A 24,600-nucleotide genomic window follows, 5' to 3' on the forward strand; every position below is an offset into this window, starting at 1 on the left:
CGAAACGCTGCGTACCGACCTGCTCGACCTGTGGACGCAAGGCCGCATGCCGATCAAGTCGGTGCTGATCGTCACGCACAACATCGAGGAAGCGGTGTTCATGTGCGACCGGATTCTCGTGCTGTCGTCGAACCCGGGCCGCGTGATCGCCGAGATCAAGGTGCCGTTCAAGCATCCGCGCAACCGGCTGGATCCGGATTTCCGCAAGCTGGTCGACGACATCTACGCGAAGATGACCGCGCGCCAGACCAACGAGGCGACGAAGAAGGGGCTCGAGCTCGGCAGCTGGATGCCGCGCGTGTCGACCAACCTGATGGCCGGCCTGATCGAGACGCTCGCGATGGCGCCGTACCACGGCCGCGCGGACATGCCGGAAATCGCGCGCACGCTGCATCTGGAAGTGGACGAACTGTTTCCGATCGCCGAAGTGCTGCAGTACCTCGGCTTCGCCGACGTGCGCGAAGGCGACGTGTTCCTGACGCCGCCCGCGCGCGTGTTCGCGGAGTTCGGCACGCAGGAGCGCAAGCTGATGTTCGCGGATCATCTGTTGAAGCACGTGCCGCTCGCCGCGCGGATCAAGAAGGTGCTGAACGAGCGCCCGGGCCATCGTGCGCCGCGTGTGCGTTTCGAGCAGGAGCTGGAGGATTTCCTGTCGGACGAGGCGGCCGAGGAAACGCTCGATGCGGTGATCGACTGGGGGCGTTACGGCGAAGTCTTTTCGTACAACGACAAGACGGAAGTGTTCAGTCTCGAGGACGTGGAGAGCTGACGTCCGCGCCCGAATGACGCGCGACCGTCATTCGGGCAAATCCCGCTGATTCGCGTCCTGCTCGCTGCCGCCCGTACTGAGCCGCTCGATCTTTTCCATCCGCTGCCGCGCCAACTCAGGAAGCCGGTTCGTCACGCCGATCACCAGCGCTTCGGCGAGCGCCAGCGCCGGCACGTTGGTCTGCAGCATCGCGAACGGGCGCCCCTGGATCCGCAGCACGATCTCGGCGAACGCGCTGATCGGCGAGCGCCATTCGTCGGTGATCAGCAGCACCCGCGCGCCGAGCTGGTGCGCGGCCTGCGCGAACCGGATGCTGTCTTTCTGATAGCGGCGAAAATCGAAAATGACCAGCACGTCGCCGGGCCCCATGTCGGTCAGCGACACCGACGAGAGATTCAGGTTCGGCTCGACGTACTGCACATGCGGGCGCGCATACGCGAGCGTGAACGAAAACAGCGACGCGAGCGGCGCGGTATAACGCCCGCCGCCGCAGAACACGCGGATTTCCGGATCGGCCAGCAGCGTCACCGCTTCGTCGAGCGCCGCCGCGTCGAGTCCCTCGATCGTGGTGGCAAGCGATTGCGAGAGCCGCTGGAAGATCGCCGCATGGCTGTCGCGCATCCCCGATTCCGAGTGGAACGCATCCATCCGCGCGAGCGGCGAATTCATCGCGGTATCGATCTCGTCGTGCAGCGCCTGCTGGAACGACGAGTAGTTCGGGAAGCCGATGCGCACGACGAAGCGGAACACGGTCGGGTCGCTGACTTCGGCTTGCTTCGCGAAGCTCGCGATCGGCCCGAGCCCGAGGCTCGGATAGCGCTCCAGCAGCGCGTGCGCGACCTTCTGTTCCGACGGCGTGAAGCTATCCATCTGGGATAGCAGCAACGCCCTGATGCTTGTCCCCATCGGGCACTCCGGCTTGTTTTTATCTGAATGAATGACAAATGGCAGGCATGCGTCTGCCGGCGACGCCGTGCATGTTAGCCGATCGCCGCGCCGCGGACCGTGTGAGGCCACAGATTAGAGGGGCGCATCATTCGGGTCGTCAATCGGCTGATTATGTAATGTATTAAACATTATCGATCGGAACCTTTCCATAAATTCATCGGGAATTCAGTAATTACCCTAGGTTTTGACATGAAAATGCCGATGCTATGATCGCGGCCTCGCCGGGATGTATGGTTTATTACATGCCGGATCAGCAGCGTCGTCCGGCCTTCCGAGTCGGTTGCGCATCCCGGCATGGCCCGGTCATTCGTCTGGAGGATTCCGTCATGAGGCGGCTCGTCGTACTCACCCTGTTGTCGGCCATCAGCGCAGGCGCGCTCGCCGCTTCGGAACCCGCGGTGGAAGCGAAGAACGGCATGGTCGTGTCGTCGCAGCACTTCGCGTCGCAGATCGGCGTCGACATCCTCAAGGAAGGCGGCAACGCGGTGGACGCCGCCGTGGCGGTCGGCTACGCGCAAGCGGTGACCAATCCGTGCTGCGGCAACATCGGCGGCGGCGGCTTCATGACCCTGCACCTGGCCGACGGCCGCGACCGCTTCATCAACTTCCGCGAGACCGCGCCGGCCGCGGCGTCGGCGAACATGTATCTCGATGCGAACGGCAACGTCATTCCGGACGACAGCCTATACGGCTATCGCGCGGTCGGCGTGCCGGGCACGGTCGCGGGTCTCGACCTCGCGCAGCGCAAGTACGGCAAGCTGACGCGCAGGCAGGTGATGGCGCCGGCGATCCGGCTCGCGCGCGACGGCTTCGTGCTGACGCGCGGCGATACGGACATTCTCGACACGACGATCGAGCGCTTCAGGAAGGACCCGGAAGCCGCGCGCATCTTCCTGCGCCCGGACGGCACGCCGCTGCAGCCGGGCGACCGCCTGGTGCAGAAGGACCTGGCACGCACGCTCGAGCGCATCGCGGAGCAGGGCCCCGACGCGTTCTATCACGGCGAGATTCCGAAGGTCGTCGAAGCCGCGGCGAAGCGCGGCGGCGGGGTGATCACGGCGGCCGATTTCGCGTCGTATCGCGCGCAGGACATGGCGCCGCTGACCTGCACGTATCGCGGCTACGAGTTCGTGTCGGCGCCGCCGCCGAGCTCGGGCGGCGTGACCATGTGCGAGACGCTGAATGTGCTCGAAGGGTATGACCTGCGCAAGTTCGGCTACCAGTCGGCGTCGGTGGTCCACTACATGACCGAGGCGATGCGCCACGCGTACGAGGATCGCAACACGCTGCTGGGCGACCCGAACTTCATCGACAATCCGGTCGCCAAGCTGACGAGCAAGCAGTATGCGGCCGAGATCCGCAAGCAGATCAGCGGCGACTTGGCGACGGCATCGGTCGACGTGCAGCCGGGTGTCGGCGTGCACGAGAAGCCGGAGACGACCCACTACTCGATCATCGACCGCGACGGCAATGCGGTGTCGACCACGTACACCGTCAACGGCCGCTTCGGCGCCGTGGTGATCGCGCCGGGCACGGGCTTCTTCCTGAACGACGAGATGGACGACTTCACGGTCAAGGTCGGCGCGCAGAACCTGTTCGGCCTCGTGCAGGGCACGCGCAACTCGATCGCGCCGGGCAAGCGCCCGCTGTCGTCGATGGCGCCGACGATCGTGAAGAAGGACGGCAAGGTGTTCATGGTGGTCGGCTCGCCGGGCGGCTCGCGCATCATCACGATCACGCTGCAGACCGTGCTGAACGTGATCGACTACGGGATGACGCCGCAGGATGCGGTCGGTGCGCCGCGCGTCCATCATCAATGGCTGCCGGACCAGGTCTATTACGAGACCCGCGGCCTGTCGCCCGACACGCTCGCGATCCTGCGCAACATGGGCTACAAGATGGTCGAGCAGACGCCGTGGGGCGCCGCCGAGCTGATCATGGTCGGCCTGCCCGGCACCGAGGCGGTGAGCCATCAGAGTTCCGGCAACGATTCGTCGGTGTCGGGCAACGTGCGCGTCGGCTACATCTACGGCGTCAACGATCCGCGCCGCCCGGCCGGTTCGGCGATCGGCTACTGACCTGAGCTGATTTGATTTGATCTGATTGCACCAGGCTGAACGGTTGCCCCGGCGTTCGCCATCGCGCGAACGCCGGGGCAGCGACAGCGCGTCCGTTCGCGGACGTTCGCAGTATCGGGCGGGGCGGGTGCCCGGAATGCCGGGCCCGACCGACCCGCAGTGCGCGCCGTGGCACGGCACTGACGCGCGCATTTTTTTCATTCCTGCTCCGTGCGTCGAGTTCCGTTATGAACAAACGAATGTCTGCGGCAGTCTGGATCCTGCTCGCGATGGCGGCCGGTATCTTCATCGGCTACCTGATCTATACGCAGTTTCCGGACAAGCAGTCCGCGACCGAGATCGCCGGCTACATCTCCCTCGTGTCCGACGTGTTCCTGCGGCTGATCAAGATGGTGATCGGCCCGCTGGTGTTCTCGACGCTCGTCGTCGGCATCGCGCACATGGGCGACGCTTCGTCGGTGGGGCGCGTGTTCGTGAAGGCGTTCGGCTGGTTCGTCACCGCGTCGCTGATCTCGCTGCTGCTCGGGCTGCTGATGGCGAACCTGCTGCGCCCGGGCGAGAACCTCGGCCTGCCGCTGCCGGATATCGGCGCATCCGCGCATCTCGCGACCTCCAAGTTCACGCTGAAGGATTTCGTCAGCCACATGGTGCCGAAGTCGATCGCCGAGGCGATGGCGAACAACGAGATCCTGCAGATCGTCGTGTTCTCGATGTTCTTCGGCGTCGCGCTGTCGGCGCTCGGCGAGCGCGGCAAGATCCTCGTCGCCGCGATCGACCAACTGGCGCACGTGATGCTGAAGATCACCGGCTACGTAATGAAGCTCGCGCCGCTCGCGGTGCTGGCGGCGATGGCCGCGACCGTCGCGGTCAACGGGCTGTCGGTGTTGTTGAAGTTCGCGGTGTTCATGGGCGACTTCTACGTGAGCCTGTTCCTGCTGTGGAGCACGCTCGTGATCGCCGGCCTGCTGTTCCTCGGGCCGCGCGTATTCAAGCTGCTGGTGCTGATCAAGGAAGCGTTCATGCTGTCGTTCGCGACGGCGAGCTCCGAAGCCGCGTATCCGAAGATCCTCGACGCGCTCGACCGCTTCGGCGTGAAGCGCAAGATCTCGAGCTTCGTGATGCCGATGGGCTATTCGTTCAATCTCGACGGCTCGATGATGTACTGCACGTTCGCGTCGCTGTTCATCGCGCAGGCGTACAACATTCACCTGTCGCTCGGCACGCAGGTCACGATGCTGCTGGTCCTGATGCTCACGTCGAAGGGGATGGCCGGCGTGCCGCGCGCATCGCTCGTCGTGATCGCGGCGACGCTGCACCAGTTCGACATCCCGGAAGCGGGGCTGCTGCTGATTCTCGGCGTCGACACGTTCCTCGACATGGGGCGCTCGGCCACCAATGCGGTCGGCAATTCGATCGCCAGCGCGGTGGTCGCGAAGTGGGAGGGCGAGCTGATGTCGGAGTCCGAAGCACAAGCGCATGCCGCGCATCTCGACGCGGAACTGGAACGGCAGAACCGCGATCCGGCCTATGGTGCCGGTCAGGCGACGTCAGTTTAAGCGGCACACGCCTCGTCGATGCACGCCGCCAGCACCATCGCGGCGGCGTTGCCCGGCGCCGAGCCGAGCAGTTGCGGCGCGTAGACGCTGTCGCCGGGCGCGATCGGCCGCCCCGACAGCGCGCAGACGCCGCGCTTGCGCGTCGTGAACAGCCGCCACTTCTGGTAGCCGTAGTGGCCGGTGCACGCGTCGCACCACGAAATCATCACGGTGTCGGCCGTGGGCCGCTCGAGCACGCTGATCGACGGCTGGCTCGTCGCATCCCACGACGGCAGGCGATCGCGCGTGATGCTGCGCCGTCGCGGGGCCGCCCATGAAACGGACGGCATGTCGAAGCTGCCGATCGCGGCGACGGTCCTGAGCCAGGCAACTGCACTGTTGCTCATCTTTGCTTTCCTCGAAACGTTGGGCGACGCCGCGAAACGCGGCGTCACGACAGGCGGATGCGCGGCTGCACGCAGCCGTTGATCCGTTCGGCGAGCCACAGCAGCGTCGCCTTGGAGAATCCGTGCAGCGCCTGCTGGTGGCGCCGGTACAGCATCAGGTGGCTGAATTGCGCGAAACGCCCCTGGATGAAGCCGCCGCGAAAGAACCCGAATTGGCCGAGCGTGCCGAACGCGTCGTAGTCGCTGATCGACACGAGCGCGCCGAAATCGTGGAACGCGAACGGCGGCAGCGGCTTGCCGTCGAGCCAGGCGGGCAGGTGTTTCGCGAGATGTTCGGCCTGCTGGGTCGCCACCTGCGCAGTGGGCGGCAGCGGCCGTTCCTGGCCGTCGGGCCGCAGGCTCGCGCAATCGCCGATCGCGAACACGTGCTCGTCGGCCGTGGCCTGCAGCGTGGGCCCGACCAGGATCTGGTTCGCGCGGTTCGTGTCGAGCCCGCCGAGTGCCTGCATGAAATCGGGCGCCTTCACACCCGCCGCCCACACCATTAGATCCGCTTCGGCGAACGAACCGTCGCCGTAGTGGAAGCCGTTCGCATCGGCCGCCGTCACGCGCATGGACGTCAGCACGTGAAAGCCGATCTGCTCGAGCCGTCGCTGCGCCGACGCGGAAATCCGCGGCGGAAATGCGGCGAGGATGCGCGGGCCGCTTTCGAGCAGCGTGAGCCGCAGCCGCTCGCGCACCGTCGCGTCGCCATACGCCTGCGCCACTTCCAGCAGCCGGCTCAGTTCCGCCGCCAGCTCCACGCCCGTCGCGCCCGCGCCGACGATCGCGACGCGAAACGGCTCGTCGCGCGCGATGCTGCGGAACACGCGCATCCGCAGCGCTTCATTGAAGGTTTCGGCCTGCCGCTGGCTGTCGATGAAGTAGCAGTGCTCGCGCACGCCCGGCACGCCGAAATCGTTGGCCTGGCTGCCGAGCGCGAGGATCAGCACGTCGTATTCGAGTTCGCGCGCGTCGATCACGCGTTCGCCGTCCTGCGAGCGGATCTCGCCGAGCTGCACGCGACGGCGCGCGCGATCGAGCCCCGTCAATTCGCCGGGCTGGTACGTGTAGCCGTGATCGCGCGCATGGGCGAGAAAGATCACCTGCTGTTGCTGCACGTCGCGCGTACCGGCCGCAATCGTGTGCAGCATCGGCTTCCAGACATGGGTCGGGCTGCGGTCGACCACGGTGACCTGGGCGCGCCCGGTGCGGCCGAGACGTTCGCCGAGGCGGGTTGCGAGCTGCAATCCGGCGATGCCGCCACCGACGATCACGATGCGAGTAGGGGTTGTCATGAATAAATCATCACGTGATGAATAAGGTATGATCCTAGCGCTTCCCGGCTTCGCGTGTCAACGGAGCGGGCAGGCAACCCGGTTCCGCGGACGCGAACCGGGGCCCGGACACGGGCATTCGATTCATTCAACGGGAGCAGGAAAACGTGGCTGAAGTCACTGAGCGCGCGCCGTCGAAGCGGCGTACGCGCGGGCGGCCGCTGGCGGAGGCGTCCGTCGGACCGGACGTGATATTGCGGGCCGCGCGCCGCACGTTCGCGAAGCGCGGCTACGACGCGACGAGCGTGCGCGAGGTCGCGCGCGAGCTGGGCATCGACGCGGCGCTGATCGCCCATCATTTCGGCGCGAAGGAGACGTTGTGGCTGGCTGTCGTCGAGCAGATCGTCGACCTGGCCGAGCCGCTGTTCGACGCGTTGCGCGCGCTGCGCACGTCGTCACTGCCGCATCGCGAGCGCGTGCGGCGCGCGATCGAGCTGTGCGTCGATCACGAGTTCGCGGAGCCGGACATCGGCATGTTCTTCTCGACGGCAGCGACCGAGGAGGGCGGGCGGCTCGACTGCCTGCAGCAGCGGATCGTGCGCCCGTATCACGACGCGATGTTTCCGCTGTTGGCCGACGCGGTCGAGGCCGGCGAGATCCGCCCGGTCGATCCGAACGTGCTGTTCTTCATGATCGCGAGCGCGGTCGGCACGACGGTGTCGTACAGCCACATGATGCTGGAGTTCACGTCGCTGCCCACGCGGCAGGAGGCGTTCCGGCAGGCCGTGCTCGACGTCGCGCTCGGCATCCTGAGCGTCTGAACGCCGCGCGCGACGCGAAGCCGGCCGGCGCGCCGGCGCGATTGACCTTACGCCGGGCAGGGCTCGGACTGCCATTGCTACCAACCGTCAACGTTTGGGCAGACTGGCGCCCTCACGGGCACGGCGATCGCGGTGAGCGGCGGGGCGGGCGGGTCGGGTGACGCGGGACGCCGGCGCGGCATCGTGCATCGCGCCGGCCGCCGCGCGTGCGTCAGTCGAGATCGGGCGGCGTATCACCGAGCCAGCGCCGTGCGCCCGGCCCATTGCGTCCCGCGCGGTCCTCGGGATTGGTCAGCTTGCAGCGCTTCAGCGACAGGCAGCCGCAACCGATGCATTCGTCGAGATTGATGTAGAGCCGCTGCAGTTCCTCGATCCGGTTCGCGACGCGCTGTTTCCAGCCGCGCGACAGCCGCTGCCAGTCCTTGTTGGTCGGCGCGGTGTCTTCCGGCAGGCTCACGAGCTGTTCGGCGATCTCGTCGAGCGAATAGCCGATCTTCTGCGCGAACACGATGAACGCGATCAGCCGCAGTACCGCGCGCGAATAGTGGCGATGGCTCGAGCCGTTGCGGTGCGACTTGATGAGCCCGCGTGTCTCGTAGAAACGCAGCGTCGATGCCGGCACGCCGCTGCGCGCGGCCACTTCGCGGATCGACATCAGCGGCCATTGCGGGATTTCGTCGATACCCATGACGCCCTCCGGGAAAGCTTGACTTGAAGTTAACTTCAACTTTTATGCTACGCGGCAGTTTAACCCGTCGCGAGGCATCATGCTTTCCTTATCCCTACGCAGGACCTCGCCTTTGGGCGCGGCCTGCGCACTGCTGCTGGCGTTGTCGGGCTGTCACGACGGCAAAGGCGAAACGGCGGCCCAGCCGCTTCCCGAAGTCGGCGTGACGACCGTCGCGCCGCGCACGATCCGCCTCGCGGACGAATTCAACGGACGCGTCGAAGCAGTCGACGCGGTCGAGCTGCGGCCGCGCGTGAGCGGCTATCTGCAGCGCATCGCGTACAAGGAGGGCGACCTCGTCGCGCAGGGCGCGGTGCTGTTCGAGATCGATCCGCGTCCGTACCGGATCGCGCTCGACCGCGCGAACGCACAGCAGCAGCGGGCGCGCGCGGCCGCGAGCCTCGCCGATGTGCAGCTCAAGCGCGTGCGGACACTGATCGATGCGCATGCAACTTCCCAGGAGGAACTCGACAACGCGCGCGCGACCGCCGAGCAGGCGCGCGCCGACCTGCGGGCGGCCGACGCGGCCGTCGCCGACGCGAAGCTCAATCTCGGTTTCACCGAGGTGCGTGCGCCGATCGCGGGGCGTGTCGGCCGCGCGATCGCGACCGCCGGCAACCTCGCGCGCGCCGACGACACGCTGCTCACGACCGTTGTGTCGCAAGACCCCGTCTACGTGTATTTCGACTGCGACGAGCAGAGCTACCTGCGCTACAACGCGCGGCGCGCCGACCCGAAGCATCGCGCGATCGGCGCCGATCCGGTGCGCGTGGGTCTCGCGAACGAGACGGGTTTCCCGCACGCGGGCACCGTCGATTTTCTCGACAACCGGCTCGATCCGCAAACCGGCACGATTCGTGCGCGCGTGCGGCTGCCGAACGCGGACCACACGTTCACGCCCGGCCTCTATGCGCGCGTCCAGCTCGTCAGCGGTCGCGACCAGGATGCGCTGCTCGTCGACGACAAGGCGGTGCTTACCGACCAGGACCGCAAGTACGTGTACGTGATCGGCGCCGGCGACAAGGCGCTGCGTCGCGACGTCACGATCGGCCGTGCGCTGGACGGCGAGCGGATCGTCGAGAAGGGGCTGGAGCCGGGCGATCGCGTGGTCGTCGACGGCGTGCAGCGGATCTACTATCCGGGTGCGCAGGTGAAGCCGAAGGTGCTGCCTGCACGCGCGGATGCGGACACCGGCACCGGCCCGGGCAGCGGCACGCAGGCCGTGGCGGTGGCCGTGGCCGACGCCGGCGCGCCGGCCGCGCGGTAACGGGAGGCCCGCAATGGATTTCTCCCGCTTCTTCATCGACCGGCCGATTTTCGCGGTCGTGCTGTCGATCGTCATCTTCGCGATCGGCCTGATCTCGATCCCGATGCTGCCGGCCGGCGAATATCCGGAAGTCGTGCCGCCGAGCGTCGTCGTGCGCGCGACGTACCCGGGCGCGAACCCGAAGGAAATCGCCGAATCGGTCGCCGAACCGCTGGAAGAGGCGATCAACGGCGTCGAAGGCATCATGTACATGAAGTCGGTCGCCGGTTCGGACGGCAGCCTGCAGGTCGTCGTCACGTTCCTGCAGGGCGTCGATCCCGATACGGCCGCCGTGCGCGTGCAGAACCGCGTGAGCCAGGCGTTGTCGCGCCTGCCGGACGAGGTGCGCCAGTACGGCGTGACCACGCAGAAGCAGTCGCCGACGCCGCTGATGTACGTGAGTCTCTATTCGCCGGACAACAGCCGCGATTCGCTGTACCTGCGCAACTACCTGACGCTGCACGTGAAGGACGAGCTGTCGCGCCTGACCGGCATCGGCGACGTCGGCGTGTACGGCTCAGGCGACTACGCGATGCGGCTCTGGCTCGACCCGAACCGGCTGGCGTCGCGCGGGCTGACCGCGAGCGACGTGATCGCCGCGGTGCGCGAGCAGAACGTGCAGGTGTCGGCCGGCCAGCTCGGCGCGGAGCCGACGCCGAAGAAAAACGACTTCCTCGTGTCGATCAACGTGCGCGGCCGGCTGCGCACCGCGCAGGAATTCGGCGACATCGTGCTGCGCAACGGCGACGACGGCCAGGTCGTGAAGCTGTCCGACGTCGCGCGCATCGAGCTCGGCGCGGGCGACTATACGCTGCGCTCGTACTTCAACGACAAGCACTCGGCCGTGGTCGGCATTTTCCTGTCGCCTGGCGCGAACGCGCTCGACGTCGCGAAGGCGGTGTATGCGAAGCTCGACGAACTGTCGAAACGTTTCCCGCCGGGCGTCGCCTATCGTCCGGTGTGGGACCCGACCGTGTTCGTGCGCGAATCGATCCGCGCGGTGCAGCACACGCTGATCGAGGCCGTCGTGCTGGTCGTGCTCGTCGTGATCCTGTTCCTGCAGACCTGGCGCGCGTCGATCATTCCGCTCGTCGCGGTGCCCGTGTCGGTGGTCGGCACGTTCGCGTGGCTCTACCTGCTCGGCTATTCGATCAACACGCTGACGCTGTTCGGGCTCGTGCTCGCGATCGGGATCGTCGTCGACGATGCGATCGTGGTGGTCGAGAACGTCGAGCGCAACATCGCACGGGGTTTGAGCCCGCGCGACGCCGCGCACCAGGCGATGCGCGAGGTGTCGGGGCCGATCGTCGCGATCGCGCTCGTGCTGTGCGCGGTGTTCGTGCCGATGGCGTTCATGTCGGGCGTGACGGGCCAGTTCTACAGGCAGTTCGCGGTGACGATCGCGATCTCGACGGTGATCTCCGCGGTCAACTCGCTGACGCTGTCGCCCGCGCTCGCCGCGAAACTGCTGCGTCCGCACGGCGCGCCGAAGGACGCGTTGACCCGCGTGCTCGACCGCGCATTCGGCTGGCTGTTTCATCCGTTCAACCGCTTCTTCGAGCGCAGCTCCGATCGCTATCACGGCGTGGTCGCGCGCACGCTGAAGCGGCGCGGCGCCGTGTTCGCGGTCTATGCGGCCTTGCTCGCCGCGACCGCGCTGCTGTTCAACGCGGTGCCGGGCGGCTTCATCCCCGTGCAGGACAAGCTGTACCTGTTCGCCGGCGCGAAGCTGCCGGAGGGCGCGTCGCTCGCCCGCACCAGCGCGGTCACCGAGCAGATGACGAAGATCGCGCTCGGCACCGACGGCGTCGAGATGGTGCCGGCGTTCGCCGGGCTGAACGCGCTGCAGGGCGTGAACACGCCGAACATCACGAACTCGTACGTGATCCTGAAGCCGTTCGACCAGCGTCACCGCAGCGCCGCGCAGATCAACGCGGACCTGAACGCACGCTTCGCGGCGATCGGCGGCGGCATCACCTATGCGCTGATGCCGCCGCCGATCCAGGGCCTCGGCAACGGTTCGGGCTACTCGCTTTACCTCGAGGATCGCGGCGGGCTCGGCTACGGTGAATTGCAGAAGGCACTGACGGCGTTCCAGGCCGCGGTCGCAAAAACGCCGGGGATGAGTTATCCCGTCAGCTCGTACCAGGCGAACATCCCGCAGCTGGAAGTGAAGGTCGACCGGCTGAAGGCGAAGGCGCAAGGCGTCGCGCTCACCGACCTGTTCAACACGCTGCAGGTCTATCTCGGCTCGATGTACGTGAACGACTTCAACGCGTTCGGCCGCGTGTACCGCGTGATGGCGCAGGCCGATGCCGGTCACCGGCAGACGGCCGCGGACATCGCGAACCTGCGCACGCGCAACGCGAAAGGCGAGATGGTGCCGATCGGCTCGATGGTGACGGTCGCGCCCGCGTATGGGCCGGACCCGGTCGTCCGCTACAACGGCTATCCGGCCGCGGACCTGATCGGCGACGCCGATCCGAAGGCGATGTCGTCGTCGCAGGCGATCGCGAAGCTGCAGCAGATCGCGAAGGACGTGCTGCCGCCGGGCATCACGCTCGAATGGACCGATCTCAGTTACCAGCAGGTCACGCAGAGCAACGCGGCGATCGTCGTGTTCCCGCTCGCGGTGATGCTCGTGTTCCTGGTGCTCGCGTCGCTGTACGAGAGCTGGACGCTGCCGCTTGCGGTGATCCTGATCGTGCCGGTTTGCATGTGCGCGGCGCTGTTCGGCGTGTGGCTGTCCGGCGGCGACAACAACGTGTTCGTGCAGGTCGGTCTCGTCGTGCTGATGGGGCTCGCGTGCAAGAACGCGATCCTGATCGTCGAGTTCGCGCGTGAACTCGAAATCCAGGGAAAGGGCGCGATCGCGGCGGCGCTTGAGGCATGCAGGCTGCGGCTGCGCCCGATCGTGATGACGTCGGTCGCGTTCATCGCGGGCTCGGTGCCGCTCCTGATCGGCGGCGGCGCGGGCAGCGAAGTGCGGGCGGCCACCGGCGTCACGGTGTTCGCGGGGATGCTCGGCGTTACGTTGTTCGGGCTGTTCCTCACGCCCGTGTTCTACGTGGCGATCCGCAAGCTCGCGCGCGGCACGCCGGCCGTGTGGAGCGAACAGCACGGCACCCTCGAAGGAGAAAACCGATGAGCGCTGCATTCCGTCTTTCCGCGCTCGCGCTGTCGGTGACGCTCGCCGCGTGCGCGGTCGGCCCCGATTTCAGGCGGCCCGATACGGCGAGCGCCGCGCGCTTTGCGCGCGACACGCATCCGGCTACGCCCGATGCGTCGTCGCCCGACGCGTCGGCCGCTGCCGATGCCGCGTTCTGGCGCGGCTTCGGCGATCCGGCGCTCACGCAGCTGATCGATGCGGCGCTCGCCGCGAACCAGGACCTGCAGGTCGCCGTATCGCGCTACGACGCATCGAACGCGCTGCTGTCGCAGGCCGCGTTCGACCGCTATCCGACGATTACCGCGAGCGGCCGGATCGGCCATCAGCTGACGAGCAGGGACCAGGCGTTCGGCGCGCCGCGCAGCCAGCGCGACACGCCGATCTCCAGTGTCGGGATCAATGCGGCGTGGGAACTCGACCTGTTCGGCCGCGTGCGCCGCTCGATCGAGTCGCAGCGGGCGGAAACGGCTGCGAGTGCGGCCGACGTGCGCGCGGTGCGCGTCGCGATCGCGGGCGAGGTCGCGAGCACGTACGTGGATCTGCGCGGCTCGCAGGAGCGGCTGCGGATCGCACGCGAGAACGCCGACAACCAGAAGCAGACGCTCGCGCTGATCAATGCGCGCGTCGGCGCGGGACGTGGCTCCGAACTCGATGCGGCGCGGGCGCGCGCGCAGTACGAATCGACGACGTCGCGGATCGCCGTGTACGAAGCGGCGATCGGCGTCGACGAGCATCGGCTCGCGGTGTTGACCGGGCAGACGCCGGATGCGCTGATCGGCCGGTTCGACATCCCGAACGCTGCCGCATCGAAAGGCGTGCCGGTACCGCTGCCGGCGCTTGCAGCCGACATCGATCCCGGCACGCCGGGCGACCTGCTGCGCCGCCGCCCCGATGTCGCTGCCGCCGAAGCACGACTGCACGCGGCGACCGCGCGCGTCGGCGTCGCGACAGCCGACCTGTTTCCGCGCTTCACGCTGTCGGGGCTGCTCGGCAGCGCGACGAGCAGCTACGGATTCTTCCGTGCGGGCAGCGATACGAACCTGATCGCGCTCGGCATCGACTGGTCGTTCCTCGATGTCGGCCGCGTGCGCGCGCGGATCGCGGCGAGCGACGCGGACGCGGCCGGCCAGCTCGCGCAGTACCGGCAGACCGTGCTCGGCGCGCTGGAGGAAACGGAGAACGCGCTGCTGCGTGTCGCCCGCACGCGGGAGGAGACCGCGCACCTCGTGCGCGCGGCGGACGACAGCGCTCGCGCGGCACAGCTTGCACAGACGCGCTTCTCGGCCGGTGCGATCGACTACTACGAAGTGCTCGACGCGCAACGGACGCTGCTGCAGGCGCAGGACGCGGCGGCCGACGGGCGGACGCGCAGCGCGGCATCGACGGTCGCGCTGTACAAGGCGCTCGCAGGCGGCTGGCCGTCGGGAACGGCGCAGCAGGCAGCCGGTCCGCTCGCGCGATCGGGGCAGTAGGGCGCGGGTCGCGCGGCGGGCAGGGACGTTGCGTCCGCCCGCCGGGCGATCGACTTCGCATCGCCGGGTAGGCGCCTGCGTCCCCGTTGCCGGCCCGCAACGGCGTCGCACGGACTGACGACGGTCGATGCGGCGCCAGTCCCGTGGATCGGCATGGCACTCCGTGCGCCTGCCTCACAGCGATGCCGGCCGTTCAGCGGGGCCGGATCGCCGGCCGGCTCGCGCGCCGGCGGCGGCCCGGCGCACCTTGCATCGCCCGGGCCGCTCGCGCGGCGCGCCAACCGGTCGATTCCCCGTCGCGAAACATTGTTCTGCCTCGTCGTAAACGTCTCGAATGCGTGATATTTGCGCTGCCCGATCCGGTTTAGAGTGGCCGCAAATCGATGACGATGTGTCGTATGGCCGCAGTCGCGGGCCGTACCGATGCACCAGAGGAGCTGGAGACAAATGACTGAAGGCAGGATTACCCAAGTCGAATCGTTCGGTTTCGAACGCATTCCCGACGTATCGCGCTATGCGCGTCCGATCGATCTGTTCCGGTTGCTGTTCGGCGGCTGCAACACGTTTTCCACGTCGGTGCTCGGCAGTTTTCCCGTGCTGGTCGGGCTGTCGTTCAAGGCCGGCATGTGCGCGATCGTGCTGGGCGTGCTCGCCGGCACCTGCATCCTCGCGCCGATGAGCCTGTTCGGCCCGCGCAACGGCACCAGCGACCCCGTGTCGTCCGGCGCGCATTTCGGCATTCACGGCCGGATCGTCGGGTCGTTCCTCGCGCTGCTCACGTCGATCGCGTTCTTCTCGCTCGCGGTGTGGAGCTCGGGCGATGCGCTCGTCGGCGGCGCGCACGACATGGTCGGCGTGCCGGTCAACGGCTTCACGCTCGGCGCCGCGTACATGGTGTTCGCGGTGCTCGTGCTGATCGTCTGCATCTACGGCTTTCGCTTCATGCTGTGGGTCAACAAGATCGCCGTGTGGGCCGCGAGCCTGCTGTTCGTCGCCGGCCTGTTCGCGTTCGCGGGGTTGTTCGACCTGAACTACGCGGGCACGCTGAACCAGGGCGGCGCAGGCTTCTGGGCCGCGTTCGTCGGCGCCGTGCTGGTCGCATTGAGCAACCCGGTGTCGTTCGCGTCGACGCTCGGCGACTGGGCGCGCTACATTCCGCAGCAGACGCCGAAGCGGCGCGTGATGGCCGCCGTGTTCGCCGCGCAGGTCGCGACCTTCGTGCCGTTCTTCTTCGGGCTCGCGACCGCGACCATCATCGCGTCGAAGGCGCCCGCGTTCATCGCGTCGAACGACTACGTCGGCGGGCTGCTCGCCGTGTCGCCGCGCTGGTTCCTGCTGCCGATGTGCCTGATCGCGATCATCGGCGGGATGTCGACCGGCACGACCGCGCTGTACGGCACGGGCCTCGACGTGTCGAGCATGTTCCCGCGCTTCCTGAATCGTGTGCGCGCGACGCTGCTGATCGGCACGATCGCGATCGCGTTCATCTTCGTCGGCCGCTTCTGGTTCAACCTCGTCGAAAGCGTCGCGACGTTCTCGACGCTGATCGACACGTTCAGTTGCCCGTGGATGGCGATCATGGTGATCGGCTACGTGACGCGCCGCGGTTTCTATCTCGCGGACGACCTGCAGGTGTTCAACCGCGGGCTGCGCGGCGGCCACTACTGGTTCACGCACGGCTGGAACCTGCGCGCGATGGGCGCGTGGCTGCCGGCGGCCTTCATCGGACTGTCGTTCGTGAACCTGCCGGGCCAGTTCGTCGGGCCGCTCGGCAACCTCGCGGGTGGACTCGATCTCAGCGTGCCGGTGTCGCTGGTGGTCGGCGGGCTGCTGTATTTCGTGCTGCTGACGGTGTATCCGGAAGCGGAAGGCGTGTACGGCCCGCGCGGACGTTTCCTCGTGCGCGGCGGCAGGCAGTCGGCACGCGGTGTCGGCGCCCCGGCGATTCAGCCGAAGGGGTATTGAGCGCAGCATCGCGCGTCGCTGCGCGCTGGAAATACCGGTGCCGCCGCGCGGGAGATCCGCCGGCGGCATGGTTGTTTCAGGATGCCGGGTTGTATGCGCGTATGGAAGGCCGCCCCTGACTTCTCCCGCGCGCGGCCGAAAACGAAAGCGCCCGCCGGGCAGGCGGGCGCGTGTCGACTCCGCTGCGGATCAGTGGAACGTGCTGCCCGCGAGCATCCCGCCGTCGACGATGAATTCCGAACCCGTGCAATACGCGGATTCGTCGGACGCGAGGAACAGCACGAGGCTCGCCACTTCGTCGGGTTTGCCGATGCGTGCGATCGGCAGACCGCTGTAGATCGACGACGGGTCGAAATCCGCGTATTCCGGCGGGCGTGCCATCACGGTGTCGATGCCACCCGGGTGGACCGAGTTCACGCGGATCCCGTAGCGGCCGAACTCGAGCGCGGCGGCCTTCGTCATCCCGCGCACCGCGAACTTGCTCGACACATACGCGCTGCCGCCGGCCACGCCTTCCATCCCGGCCGTCGACGACACGTTGACGATCGAGCCGCCGCCCGCATCCTTCAGCGCGGCCAATGCCGATTTCATGCCGAGCCAGCAGCCGACCTGGTTCACGTCGATCACCTTGCGATAGTCGTCGAGCGAACACGACTCGATCGGCACGAGCTTCAGGATCGCCGCGTTGTTCACGAGGATGTCGAGCCGCCCGAAATGCGCGAGCGTCGCATTGACGGCGGTGTGCCAGTCGTCTTCGTTCGTCACGTCGAGATGCTGATAGCGCGCGGCGTCGCCGAGGTCGGCCGCGACGCGCCGGCCCGCGTCGTCCAGCACGTCGGCGATCACCACGCGTGCGCCTTCGGCGACGAACCGGCGTGCCTCCGCCTCGCCCTGGCCGCGGGCGCCGCCCGTGATCAGCGCCACCTTGCCTTCGAGTCGTTTCATCGTGTGTGCTCCTGTGAGTGTAGGGGACGCGCGCGGGCCCGCTCAGGCGGCGGCCGACGCGTCGATGATGCGGACCGGATCGGCGCCGTCCCAGGTACGCGCTTCGGCGATGCCGTGCGCGATCATCGCGCGCATGCCTGCACCTTCGATTACTTCGACGCGCACGCCGGGATCGTCGGCGTCGTCGAGATAGGCGACGCGCGTGGCCGGGTTGTGCGCGTCGAACACCACGCGCAGCCCGCGTGCCGTAAGTTGCGCGACGGCGGCATCGAGATCGTCGACCACCCATGCGACGTGATGCAGGCCTGTGAGCAGTTGTCCGTGCGCATCGCGGTACGGCGACGGCGCGTCGTTCGTCACGTGGATCAGTTCGATCTGCAGATCGGCGCGATACGCGAGCCCGACATCCATCGTGACCGTCGTCGCTTCGCCGAGGCAGCGGCCGTCGAGCCGCACGTTGCGGAACACGGTCCAGGGGCCGACATCGTGGCGGGCGCGCCAGCGCGCGATGCTGCGGTCGAGATCGGCGACCACATAGCCGATCTGGTCGATGGGGCCGAGGATAGGGTCGTTCATGGTGTCTCCGTGGCGGGCGCGCGAGCGGGCGCGGCGCCGTTTCGTGCGGCAATCGGCGCGCGATGAATGACGGTCATGATGGCAACAAAGGCGGCGCGGCGTGCCGTCCAAACGGACTAGCTGCAGGCTATCCGGACGGCGCTGGGCGCTGCATCGATGACGACGGATTTGCGTACAGGACGGGACGAGCGAGGAAGGCGAGAGAGGCGAGGAACGCGAGGAACGCGAGAAACGCGAGGAAGCGGGCAAGCGGCAAGCGGCAAGCGGGGAAAGCGGAAAAGCAGGAAAGCAGGAAAGCAGGAAAGCAGGGAGGAGCCCAAGCTGACGAAGCGGGTAAACCGGATCCGCGCATTACCCCGCGTTCGGCCTCTTTACCGTCAGCCGGCACACCGTTGCGAGCGCAAGCAGGTTCGGATCACGTTCACGCCGATGCAGGAAGCTGAGGCCGATCGTCTGGCGGATCGTCGGTCCGGCGAGCGGCACCAGCGCGATCTTGTGCGAGAAGAGGTCGCGCACGCGGCCCGGCAGCAGCGAATGGCCGACACCGCCCGACACGAGGTTGATCAGCGAAAAGATGTCGCCCACGCGCATCACGACGTTCGCCGTGACGCCCGCGGCCCGGAACGCTTTCGTGAAACCGTCTTGCGTCGCGAAACCTTCGCCGAGCGACACGAACGGCACGTCGCGGCAGGCGGCGAGATCGACCGCATCGCATTGCGCGTACGGCGAATCGATTGGTGCGGCGAAGAACATTTCGTCCTCGAATAGCGCGATCGATTCGATTTCGGCGTCCGGTTCGGGCAGCGCCATCAGCGTCGCATCGATCGCGCCTTGCCGAAGCTTGTCGAGCAGGTCGGCATTCGAGCCGAGCACGAGCTCGGCCTGCAGCTCGGGCCGACGCTCCTTCAGCGCGATCACGACCTCGGGCACCGTACGGATCGTCAGCGAATAGAGCGAGCCGATCTTCAATTGCCCGGCGCCGTAGCCGGCGGCTTCCCGCGTCGAGCGGATTCCGTCCGTCATCGTCTTTAGCACGTCGCCCGCGACCTCCGCGAGCACCTGCGCGGCTTCGGTCGGAATCAGGTTCCGCCCTTCGTGGCGAAACAGCGCGCAATGCATCCCTTCCTCGAGCGTGTGCAGCGCGCGATGCACGCTGACCGTGCTGACGTTGAGCGCCTCGGCGGCTTTCGCGAGGCTGCCGGCTTCCATGAAGGCGAGAAGCACCTCGAGCTTGCGGAAGGTGATCTCTTCGTTGATGCGATTGCGCATGGTCGGGGCGGCGGGAAGGGCGATCGACGATTCTGCCGCAGAACACCGGCAGCAACAATGCGCGAATGTCCGGAATATCCGCATCGCGGCGGTACGCGATGACGACGTTTAATCTGCGGCTAAGTATCGACCGCTCCCGTTAATTGATGCGGGTTTTCGGCGTCCCTATGATCGGTTCATGCCGGTTGCGCTCGGGCGCGGGACGATCTTGCGTGTCCCGTCGCGCGCAGCGGTTCGCGATCGCCCGCCCGGGCGGCGGCCGGCACGGCCCCACGAGACTGCAGGAGACAAGCATGCGCGACCTACGTCGGAACACGCGGCATCGGCAAGTCGTTGCCGCTGTCGTCGGCAATACCCTCGAGTGGTACGACTTCATCGTCTACGGTTTCTTTTCCGGCATCATCGCGCGGCTGTTCTTTCCCGCCGAAAACCAGTATGCGTCGCTGCTGATGTCGCTCGCGACGTTCGGCGTCGGCTTCTTCATGCGTCCGGTGGGCGGCATCCTGCTCGGGCTCTATGCGGACCGCAAGGGTCGCAAGGCCGCGATGCAGCTCATCATCTTCCTGATGACGCTGTCGATCGCGCTGATCACGTTCGCGCCGTCGTACGCGACGATCGGCCCGGCGGCGCCGATCCTGATCGTCGTCGCGCGGCTGCTGCAGGGCTTCGCGACCGGCGGCGAATACGCGAGCGCCACCGCGTTCCTGGTCGAGAGCGCGCCCGCGCACCGGCGCGGCCTGTACGGCTCGTGGCAACTGATCGGCCAGTGTCTCGCCGTGTTCTCAGGCGCTGCGATGGGCGCGTGGGCCACGCAGTCGCTGTCGGATGCGGCGCTGCACAGCTGGGGCTGGCGCGTGCCGTTCGCGCTCGGGCTGCTGATCGGGCCGGTTGGCTTGTGGATCCGCCGTCACATAAAGGAGACTGAAGCGTTCCTTGATGCGAGCAAGTCGACGGTCGAGCCGCCGGCGAGCGTGTCGCGCGTGCTGCGCGACAACCTGCGCGGCGTGCTGGTGTCGATGGGGCAGACGATCACCGGCACGGCGGTGTTCTACGTGATGCTCGTCAACATGCCGACGTTCGTGCACAAGACCTTCGGGCTGCCGCTCGACCAGGTCTTCAAGGTGCAGATGGTGGCGGTCGCGCTGCTGACGGTGACGATTCCGGTCGCGGCGATCGTGTCCGACCGCATCGGCCGGCGGCCCGTGCTGATTGCCGGCACGCTGTCGCTGCTGACGCTCACGTATCCGCTGTTCTCGTGGCTGGCCGCCGCGCCTGGCATCGGGCGCCTGCTCGTGATGCAGCTCGTGATCTGCACGATCATCGGCATCTGCTACGGTCCCGCGCCGACCACGCTCGCCGAGCAGTTCGCGACGCGATCGAGATCGACCGGCGTCGCGCTCGCGTACAACGTTGCCGTGATGGTGTTCGGCGGTTTCGCGCCGTTCATCGTCACATGGCTGACGCGTGCGAGCGGGTCGCCCGTCGCGCCCGCGTGGTACGTGCTGTTCGCCGCGTCGTTCGGGCTGGCCGCGAGCGTGTTCATGCACGACGGCGCGCCGTGCGTGCTCGCGCGCCGGCAGTTCTCGGGCGAGCCGCTGAGCGCCAAATAGTCGTTCGCCGTTCGGGTCGAGCAGCCATCGGCCCGGGTGGCATGCGACGTATCGGCGCCGCCGATGGTCAGCATCGCGGGCGGCGGCCTACCGGGGCCGCCGCCCGCTCGTTACGCTTGCGCGATCATCCACTCTGTCCGGAAGGTCGCCATGTCCCGGCTCGACTACACGCTGCTCGGCCCCTGCCTGCTCGCCATCGCGATCGACGCGATGGGGTTCGGGCTCGTCTACCCGATGATGTCCGCGATCTTCAGCGATCCGCACGCGGGCATCCTGCCGGCCGACGCCGGCGAACACGCGCGCAATTTCTACCTCGGTGTCGGCTACGGGATCTATCCGCTCTTCATGTTCTTCGGTTCGTCGCTGATGGGCGAGTTGTCGGACCGTTACGGCCGCCGCCGGATCCTGCTGCTGTGCGTGCTCGGCCTTGCGGCCGGCTACGCGCTGATGGCGGCCGGCGCATGGCACGGGAGCGTCGCGCTGTTGCTGGCCGGCCGCGGGCTCACCGGTTTGATGGCCGGCTGCCAGGGCATCGCGCAGGCGGCCATCACCGACCTGAGCACGCCCGGGAACAAGGCGTACAACATGAGCATCATGTCGCTCGCGTTCAGCGCCGGCGTGATCGTCGGCCCCGTGCTCGGCGGCGTCACGTCCGACCGGACGATCTCGCCGCTGTTCGACTACGGCACGCCGTTCGTGCTCGTCGCCGCGCTGTCGCTCGTGTGCGCGTTCTGGACCTGGGCGTCGTATCGCGACACGGCCGCGCCGCGCGGCGACACGCGCATCGATCCGCTGCTGCCGCTGCGGATCATCGGGGAAGCCGCACGTCAGCACAACGTCGCGTTCCTGTCGGTGGTGTTCTTCCTGATGCAGGTCGGCTATGGACTCTACCTGCAGACCATCATGCTGCTGCTGCAGGCGAAGTTCGGCTATACGAGCGCGCGGCTCGGGCTGTTCAGCGGCGTGATCGGCATCTGCTTCGTGTTCGGCCTGCTGTTCGTCGTGCGGCGGATGCTGCGCGTGTGGCGGGTGGTCGACATCGCGAAGACGGGCCTGCTCGTCGCGGGCCTCGGCCAGATCGCGTCGGCACTGTTCCCGCACGAGCCGGTGCTGTGGGTGCTCGCGATGGTGGTCGGCTGTTTCGACATGGTCGCCTACACCACCATGTATACGGCGTTTTCCGATGCCGTCAGCGAGGACCGGCAGGGCTGGGCGCTCGGCGTCGCGGGCTCGGTGATGGCCGTCGCATGGGTCGTGACGGGCGCGCTGACGAACCTGCTGCCGGTATTCGGCGAGAGCGGGCTGCTGCTGATCGGCGGCGCGGGCTTCCTGCTCAGCTTCGTGATGATGGTGAGTTACGGGCGCAAGCAGGCCGGCGGGCGCACGGCCGCGCTGTCGTAGACGGTTGCGCGCAGGTTGGCCTGAACCTGTCGGACGTTGTCCCGCGGGTCGCTGTCGCGCGTGAGCGCGCGGCCCGACACCGGTGCCTCGCGGTCGCGGCTGGTCAGCCCGCGGCGGCAATCTGGCGCGGGGCCGCGTGCGGCGACGTGCTGACGACCGGGCAGGTGCTCGCGCTCGATGTCGCACGACACATGCGTGGCCGGTGCGCTGGCCGCGTTCAAGCGTGCGAAGCGGTCGGCCGCGCATCGGCGCGCGGCCCGCCCGGTCAGAACATCGTGTTCCCGTTCGCGGCTTTTTCGGGCACCGGCTGGATCACGTCCCAGTGCTCGACGATCTTGCCATCCTTCACGCGGAAGATGTCGACCACCGCTTCGCCGCGATCGCCCGGGCGCTCGGTCGCATGCACGTGCAGATAGACGAGGTCGCCGTCGGTCGCGCTGCGGACGATTTGTGCGCGTGATTCGGGGTTCTTCCGGAACGCGCCGACGAAGTACGACACGAAGGGCTTCTTGCCGTCGGGCACGTACGGGTTATGCTGCTTGTAGTCGTCGGCGACGACGGCGGCAGCCTCGAGCGCTTCGTGCTTGTTGAAGAAGCGGTCGTAGAACGTCAGCACGAGCTGGCGGTTGGCTTCCTCGGCGGCCAGGTCGCGCGCGGGCGGGCCGGCGGCTGGCGCGGCGGTCGATGCGGCGAGCAGGACGAACGCGGCAACGGTACGAACGGGCGAGCGGAGCGATGACATGCGGCAGGTTCCTTGTCTGGAGATGCGTGGACGGACGCGCGGTGCGTGGTGTGCGACTGCGGATGACGCCGATCGTCGTCATCGGCGGCGACGGGGTGCCGGTGGTGCGCGTGCGCATGCTTCGTAGAACTGGCAAGTCCGCTCGGCCATCGAGTCGATCGAATGGTACAGTTGCCGCGAACCCGTCACAAGAAGTCACCGCGGTGTGAACAGGTCACACCGCGATGACCGTGCATTGCCCGTGAAAGAGAATCCCGTCATGTCGTTTCCGTCCGCCGACGAATCCGTCGAATTCGATCAGCCGTGCCCGATCCGCGATGTGCTCGACCGCATCGGCGACCAGTGGAGCCTGCTCGTGCTCGAGGCGCTGTCCGGCGGCACGATGCGTTTCAACGAACTCGCCCGTGCGATCGGCGACGTGTCGAAGCAGATGCTGTCGCGCACGCTCAAGCGGCTCGAGCAGGACGGCTTCGTCAGCCGCACGCTGTATGCCGAGGTGCCGCCACGCGTCGAATATGCGCTGACGGACCTCGGGCGTTCGTTCCTGACGCCGATGCACGCGCTGATCCGCTGGGCCGACGAACATCATCGTGCGATTTGCGCGGCCCGTCGCCGCGCGCGCGAGCAGGAAAGCAGCGGGCGTTGAGCGGAGTACGTCGTGCGGTCGCGTGACGACCGGCGACGGGATGCGTGCGTTGCGGCAGCAGCAGATGATTTCGTTATCCGAACGTTTCGAGGGCGCTGCTTTCGCATGCGGTGTCGCGAAGGGCGGAACGCACGCGTGGCGATCGGCGTTTGAAGGGTGCCGACGACTGTCGTGACCGTGGCAAGCGCGATCGGCCTCCGCCCGGTCGGTCAGCTCGTAGGCAGGACAGGGCGGCGTGTCGATCGGCAAGGGCGCGGAAGCGGCGGATTCGCGCCGACCGACGGCCGGCGCGGACGACTTAACGCCAGGTGCCGTCGACGTAGACCCACACTTGACCCTGGCGCCGCCAGTATCCAGGTACCCACCTGCGCCCGGGGCGGCGGGCGACCCAGCGTCCGGACACCCATATATAGTGGCCGCGCTGCCAGCGCCAGTAGCCGTCGGTCCAGACATAGCCGTGCGGCCGTGGAGGCGGCGGCCGGCGATCATGCCGCGGTGCAGGCGGTGCGAAGCCCGGGCGATCTGAATAAGGCGGCCTGCCGTGGCCGGGAGGCGGTCCGGGCGGCCGGTACCCGGGCGGGGCGGGCTGGGCGGAGACGGTACGCAGCCAGCCGCCGGTGGCGGCAAAGGCGGCGGTCAGTCCGACGGCGCGTAGCAACGAGCGTCGATCCATGCGGGTCCTCTATATATGTAGTCGAAGCCGCCTTACATTAGCCCGCCGGTCCCGGAGCCGGGTTACGCGGGTCGTTAAGGCTGTTACCGCATGTCACGACGGCCCGGCGGCTGCCGGGGCGCCGCCGTCGATCTCCCCGTTGAAGTTGGCGCCGACGGCCAATGGGGTCGGCTACGGCCGCGCGGCCGAATGTTTACCGTTCAGTCGCTGCGTTTTAGGCGGCCA

General features: G+C 67.5%; 20 protein-coding genes. 11 read left to right on the forward strand and 9 right to left on the reverse strand.

Annotated elements, in window-relative coordinates; all coding sequences use genetic code 11:
• The coding region (locus U4Z31_RS24405; RefSeq protein ID WP_321811582.1) for an AAA-associated domain-containing protein at positions 1–769 on the forward strand (769 nt) is incomplete at its 5' end.
• 27 nt (positions 770–796) lie between these two features.
• Here the strand turns inward: U4Z31_RS24405 and U4Z31_RS24410 are convergent.
• Positions 797–1,675, reverse strand: a complete 879-nt coding sequence (locus U4Z31_RS24410) for a MurR/RpiR family transcriptional regulator (protein WP_321811583.1) — start codon at positions 1,673–1,675, stop codon at positions 797–799.
• 368 nt (positions 1,676–2,043) lie between these two features.
• Between U4Z31_RS24410 and ggt the strand changes: the two genes are divergently transcribed.
• Positions 2,044–3,795: a gamma-glutamyltransferase gene (gene ggt, locus U4Z31_RS24415; protein ID WP_321811584.1), complete on the forward strand. Its 1,752-nt coding sequence runs from the start codon at positions 2,044–2,046 to the stop codon at positions 3,793–3,795.
• 227 nt (positions 3,796–4,022) lie between these two features.
• On the forward strand, positions 4,023–5,351 hold the full coding sequence (locus U4Z31_RS24420) for a dicarboxylate/amino acid:cation symporter (protein WP_321811585.1): 1,329 nt from the start codon (positions 4,023–4,025) through the stop codon (positions 5,349–5,351).
• On the opposite strand, the gene U4Z31_RS24425 is transcribed toward U4Z31_RS24420, so the two are convergent.
• Together U4Z31_RS24425 and U4Z31_RS24430 are read right to left on the reverse strand one after the other, a co-directional pair.
• Positions 5,348–5,737, reverse strand: coding sequence for a DUF3331 domain-containing protein (locus U4Z31_RS24425; RefSeq protein ID WP_321811586.1), 390 nt, complete (start codon positions 5,735–5,737; stop codon positions 5,348–5,350). The two genes, U4Z31_RS24420 and U4Z31_RS24425, sit on opposite strands and share 4 nt — an antisense overlap.
• A 44-nt stretch (positions 5,738–5,781) precedes the next feature.
• Positions 5,782–7,074 (reverse strand): NAD(P)/FAD-dependent oxidoreductase, encoded by a 1,293-nt coding sequence (locus U4Z31_RS24430; protein WP_321811587.1) that lies wholly within the window; start codon positions 7,072–7,074, stop codon positions 5,782–5,784.
• A gap of 146 nt (positions 7,075–7,220) precedes the next feature.
• Here U4Z31_RS24430 and U4Z31_RS24435 point away from each other — a divergent pair, with 146 nt between their 5' ends.
• Positions 7,221–7,874: a TetR/AcrR family transcriptional regulator gene (locus U4Z31_RS24435; RefSeq protein ID WP_124892734.1), complete on the forward strand. Its 654-nt coding sequence runs from the start codon at positions 7,221–7,223 to the stop codon at positions 7,872–7,874.
• Positions 7,875–8,085: 211 nt separating this feature from the next.
• Here U4Z31_RS24435 and soxR read toward each other — a convergent pair whose 3' ends face one another.
• Positions 8,086–8,562: a redox-sensitive transcriptional activator SoxR gene (gene soxR, locus U4Z31_RS24440; protein ID WP_044846696.1), complete on the reverse strand. Its 477-nt coding sequence runs from the start codon at positions 8,560–8,562 to the stop codon at positions 8,086–8,088.
• A gap of 79 nt (positions 8,563–8,641) precedes the next feature.
• Here soxR and U4Z31_RS24445 point away from each other — a divergent pair, with 79 nt between their 5' ends.
• From U4Z31_RS24445 to U4Z31_RS24460, 4 genes are all read left to right on the forward strand, one after another.
• Entirely contained in the window at positions 8,642–9,868 is a 1,227-nt protein-coding gene (locus U4Z31_RS24445) for an efflux RND transporter periplasmic adaptor subunit (RefSeq protein WP_044846697.1), read from the forward strand.
• Positions 9,869–9,881: 13 nt separating this feature from the next.
• A complete protein-coding gene (locus tag U4Z31_RS24450; protein ID WP_321811588.1) occupies positions 9,882–13,055 on the forward strand; it encodes a multidrug efflux RND transporter permease subunit in 3,174 nt (1,057 codons plus the stop codon).
• A complete protein-coding gene (locus U4Z31_RS24455; RefSeq protein ID WP_321811589.1) occupies positions 13,052–14,548 on the forward strand; it encodes an efflux transporter outer membrane subunit in 1,497 nt (498 codons plus the stop codon). Before U4Z31_RS24450 ends, U4Z31_RS24455 begins: the two co-directional genes overlap by 4 nt.
• 447 nt (positions 14,549–14,995) lie before the next feature.
• Positions 14,996–16,513, forward strand: coding sequence for a purine-cytosine permease family protein (locus U4Z31_RS24460; protein ID WP_321811590.1), 1,518 nt, complete (start codon positions 14,996–14,998; stop codon positions 16,511–16,513).
• Positions 16,514–16,702: 189 nt separating this feature from the next.
• On the opposite strand, the gene U4Z31_RS24465 is transcribed toward U4Z31_RS24460, so the two are convergent.
• The 3 genes from U4Z31_RS24465 to U4Z31_RS24475 form a co-directional block, all read right to left on the reverse strand.
• On the reverse strand, positions 16,703–17,458 hold the full coding sequence (locus tag U4Z31_RS24465; RefSeq protein ID WP_321811591.1) for a glucose 1-dehydrogenase: 756 nt from the start codon (positions 17,456–17,458) through the stop codon (positions 16,703–16,705).
• A gap of 42 nt (positions 17,459–17,500) precedes the next feature.
• The gene (locus U4Z31_RS24470) at positions 17,501–18,034 is read right to left on the reverse strand and encodes a VOC family protein (protein ID WP_044846702.1); all 534 of its coding nucleotides are present in this window, start codon (positions 18,032–18,034) and stop codon (positions 17,501–17,503) included.
• A gap of 351 nt (positions 18,035–18,385) precedes the next feature.
• Positions 18,386–19,303, reverse strand: a complete 918-nt coding sequence (locus U4Z31_RS24475) for a LysR family transcriptional regulator (RefSeq protein ID WP_321811592.1) — start codon at positions 19,301–19,303, stop codon at positions 18,386–18,388.
• Positions 19,304–19,596: 293 nt separating this feature from the next.
• Between U4Z31_RS24475 and U4Z31_RS24480 the strand changes: the two genes are divergently transcribed.
• Together U4Z31_RS24480 and U4Z31_RS24485 are read left to right on the forward strand one after the other, a co-directional pair.
• Positions 19,597–20,913 carry an MFS transporter gene (locus tag U4Z31_RS24480; protein WP_321811593.1) on the forward strand — a complete coding sequence of 439 codons (1,317 nt, stop codon included), beginning with the start codon at positions 19,597–19,599 and terminating at the stop codon, positions 20,911–20,913.
• 150 nt (positions 20,914–21,063) lie between these two features.
• Complete coding sequence (locus U4Z31_RS24485; protein WP_321811594.1) at positions 21,064–22,314, forward strand: MFS transporter; 1,251 nt, start codon at positions 21,064–21,066, stop codon at positions 22,312–22,314.
• Positions 22,315–22,579: 265 nt separating this feature from the next.
• Here the strand turns inward: U4Z31_RS24485 and U4Z31_RS24490 are convergent, their stop codons facing one another.
• On the reverse strand, positions 22,580–23,056 hold the full coding sequence (locus tag U4Z31_RS24490) for a nuclear transport factor 2 family protein (RefSeq protein WP_321811595.1): 477 nt from the start codon (positions 23,054–23,056) through the stop codon (positions 22,580–22,582).
• A 259-nt stretch (positions 23,057–23,315) separates the two neighbouring features.
• On the opposite strand from U4Z31_RS24490, the gene U4Z31_RS24495 reads away from it, so the two are divergent.
• Positions 23,316–23,702 (forward strand): helix-turn-helix domain-containing protein, encoded by a 387-nt coding sequence (locus U4Z31_RS24495; RefSeq protein ID WP_321804382.1) that lies wholly within the window; start codon positions 23,316–23,318, stop codon positions 23,700–23,702.
• Positions 23,703–24,000: 298 nt separating this feature from the next.
• On the opposite strand, the gene U4Z31_RS24500 is transcribed toward U4Z31_RS24495, so the two are convergent.
• Positions 24,001–24,375, reverse strand: a complete 375-nt coding sequence (locus tag U4Z31_RS24500; protein ID WP_321811596.1) for a hypothetical protein — start codon at positions 24,373–24,375, stop codon at positions 24,001–24,003.
• Positions 24,376–24,600: the final 225 nt, after the last annotated feature.

It is taken from the genome of Burkholderia sp. BCC1985, from assembly GCF_905339915.1.
Lineage (GTDB): Bacteria > Pseudomonadota > Gammaproteobacteria > Burkholderiales > Burkholderiaceae > Burkholderia.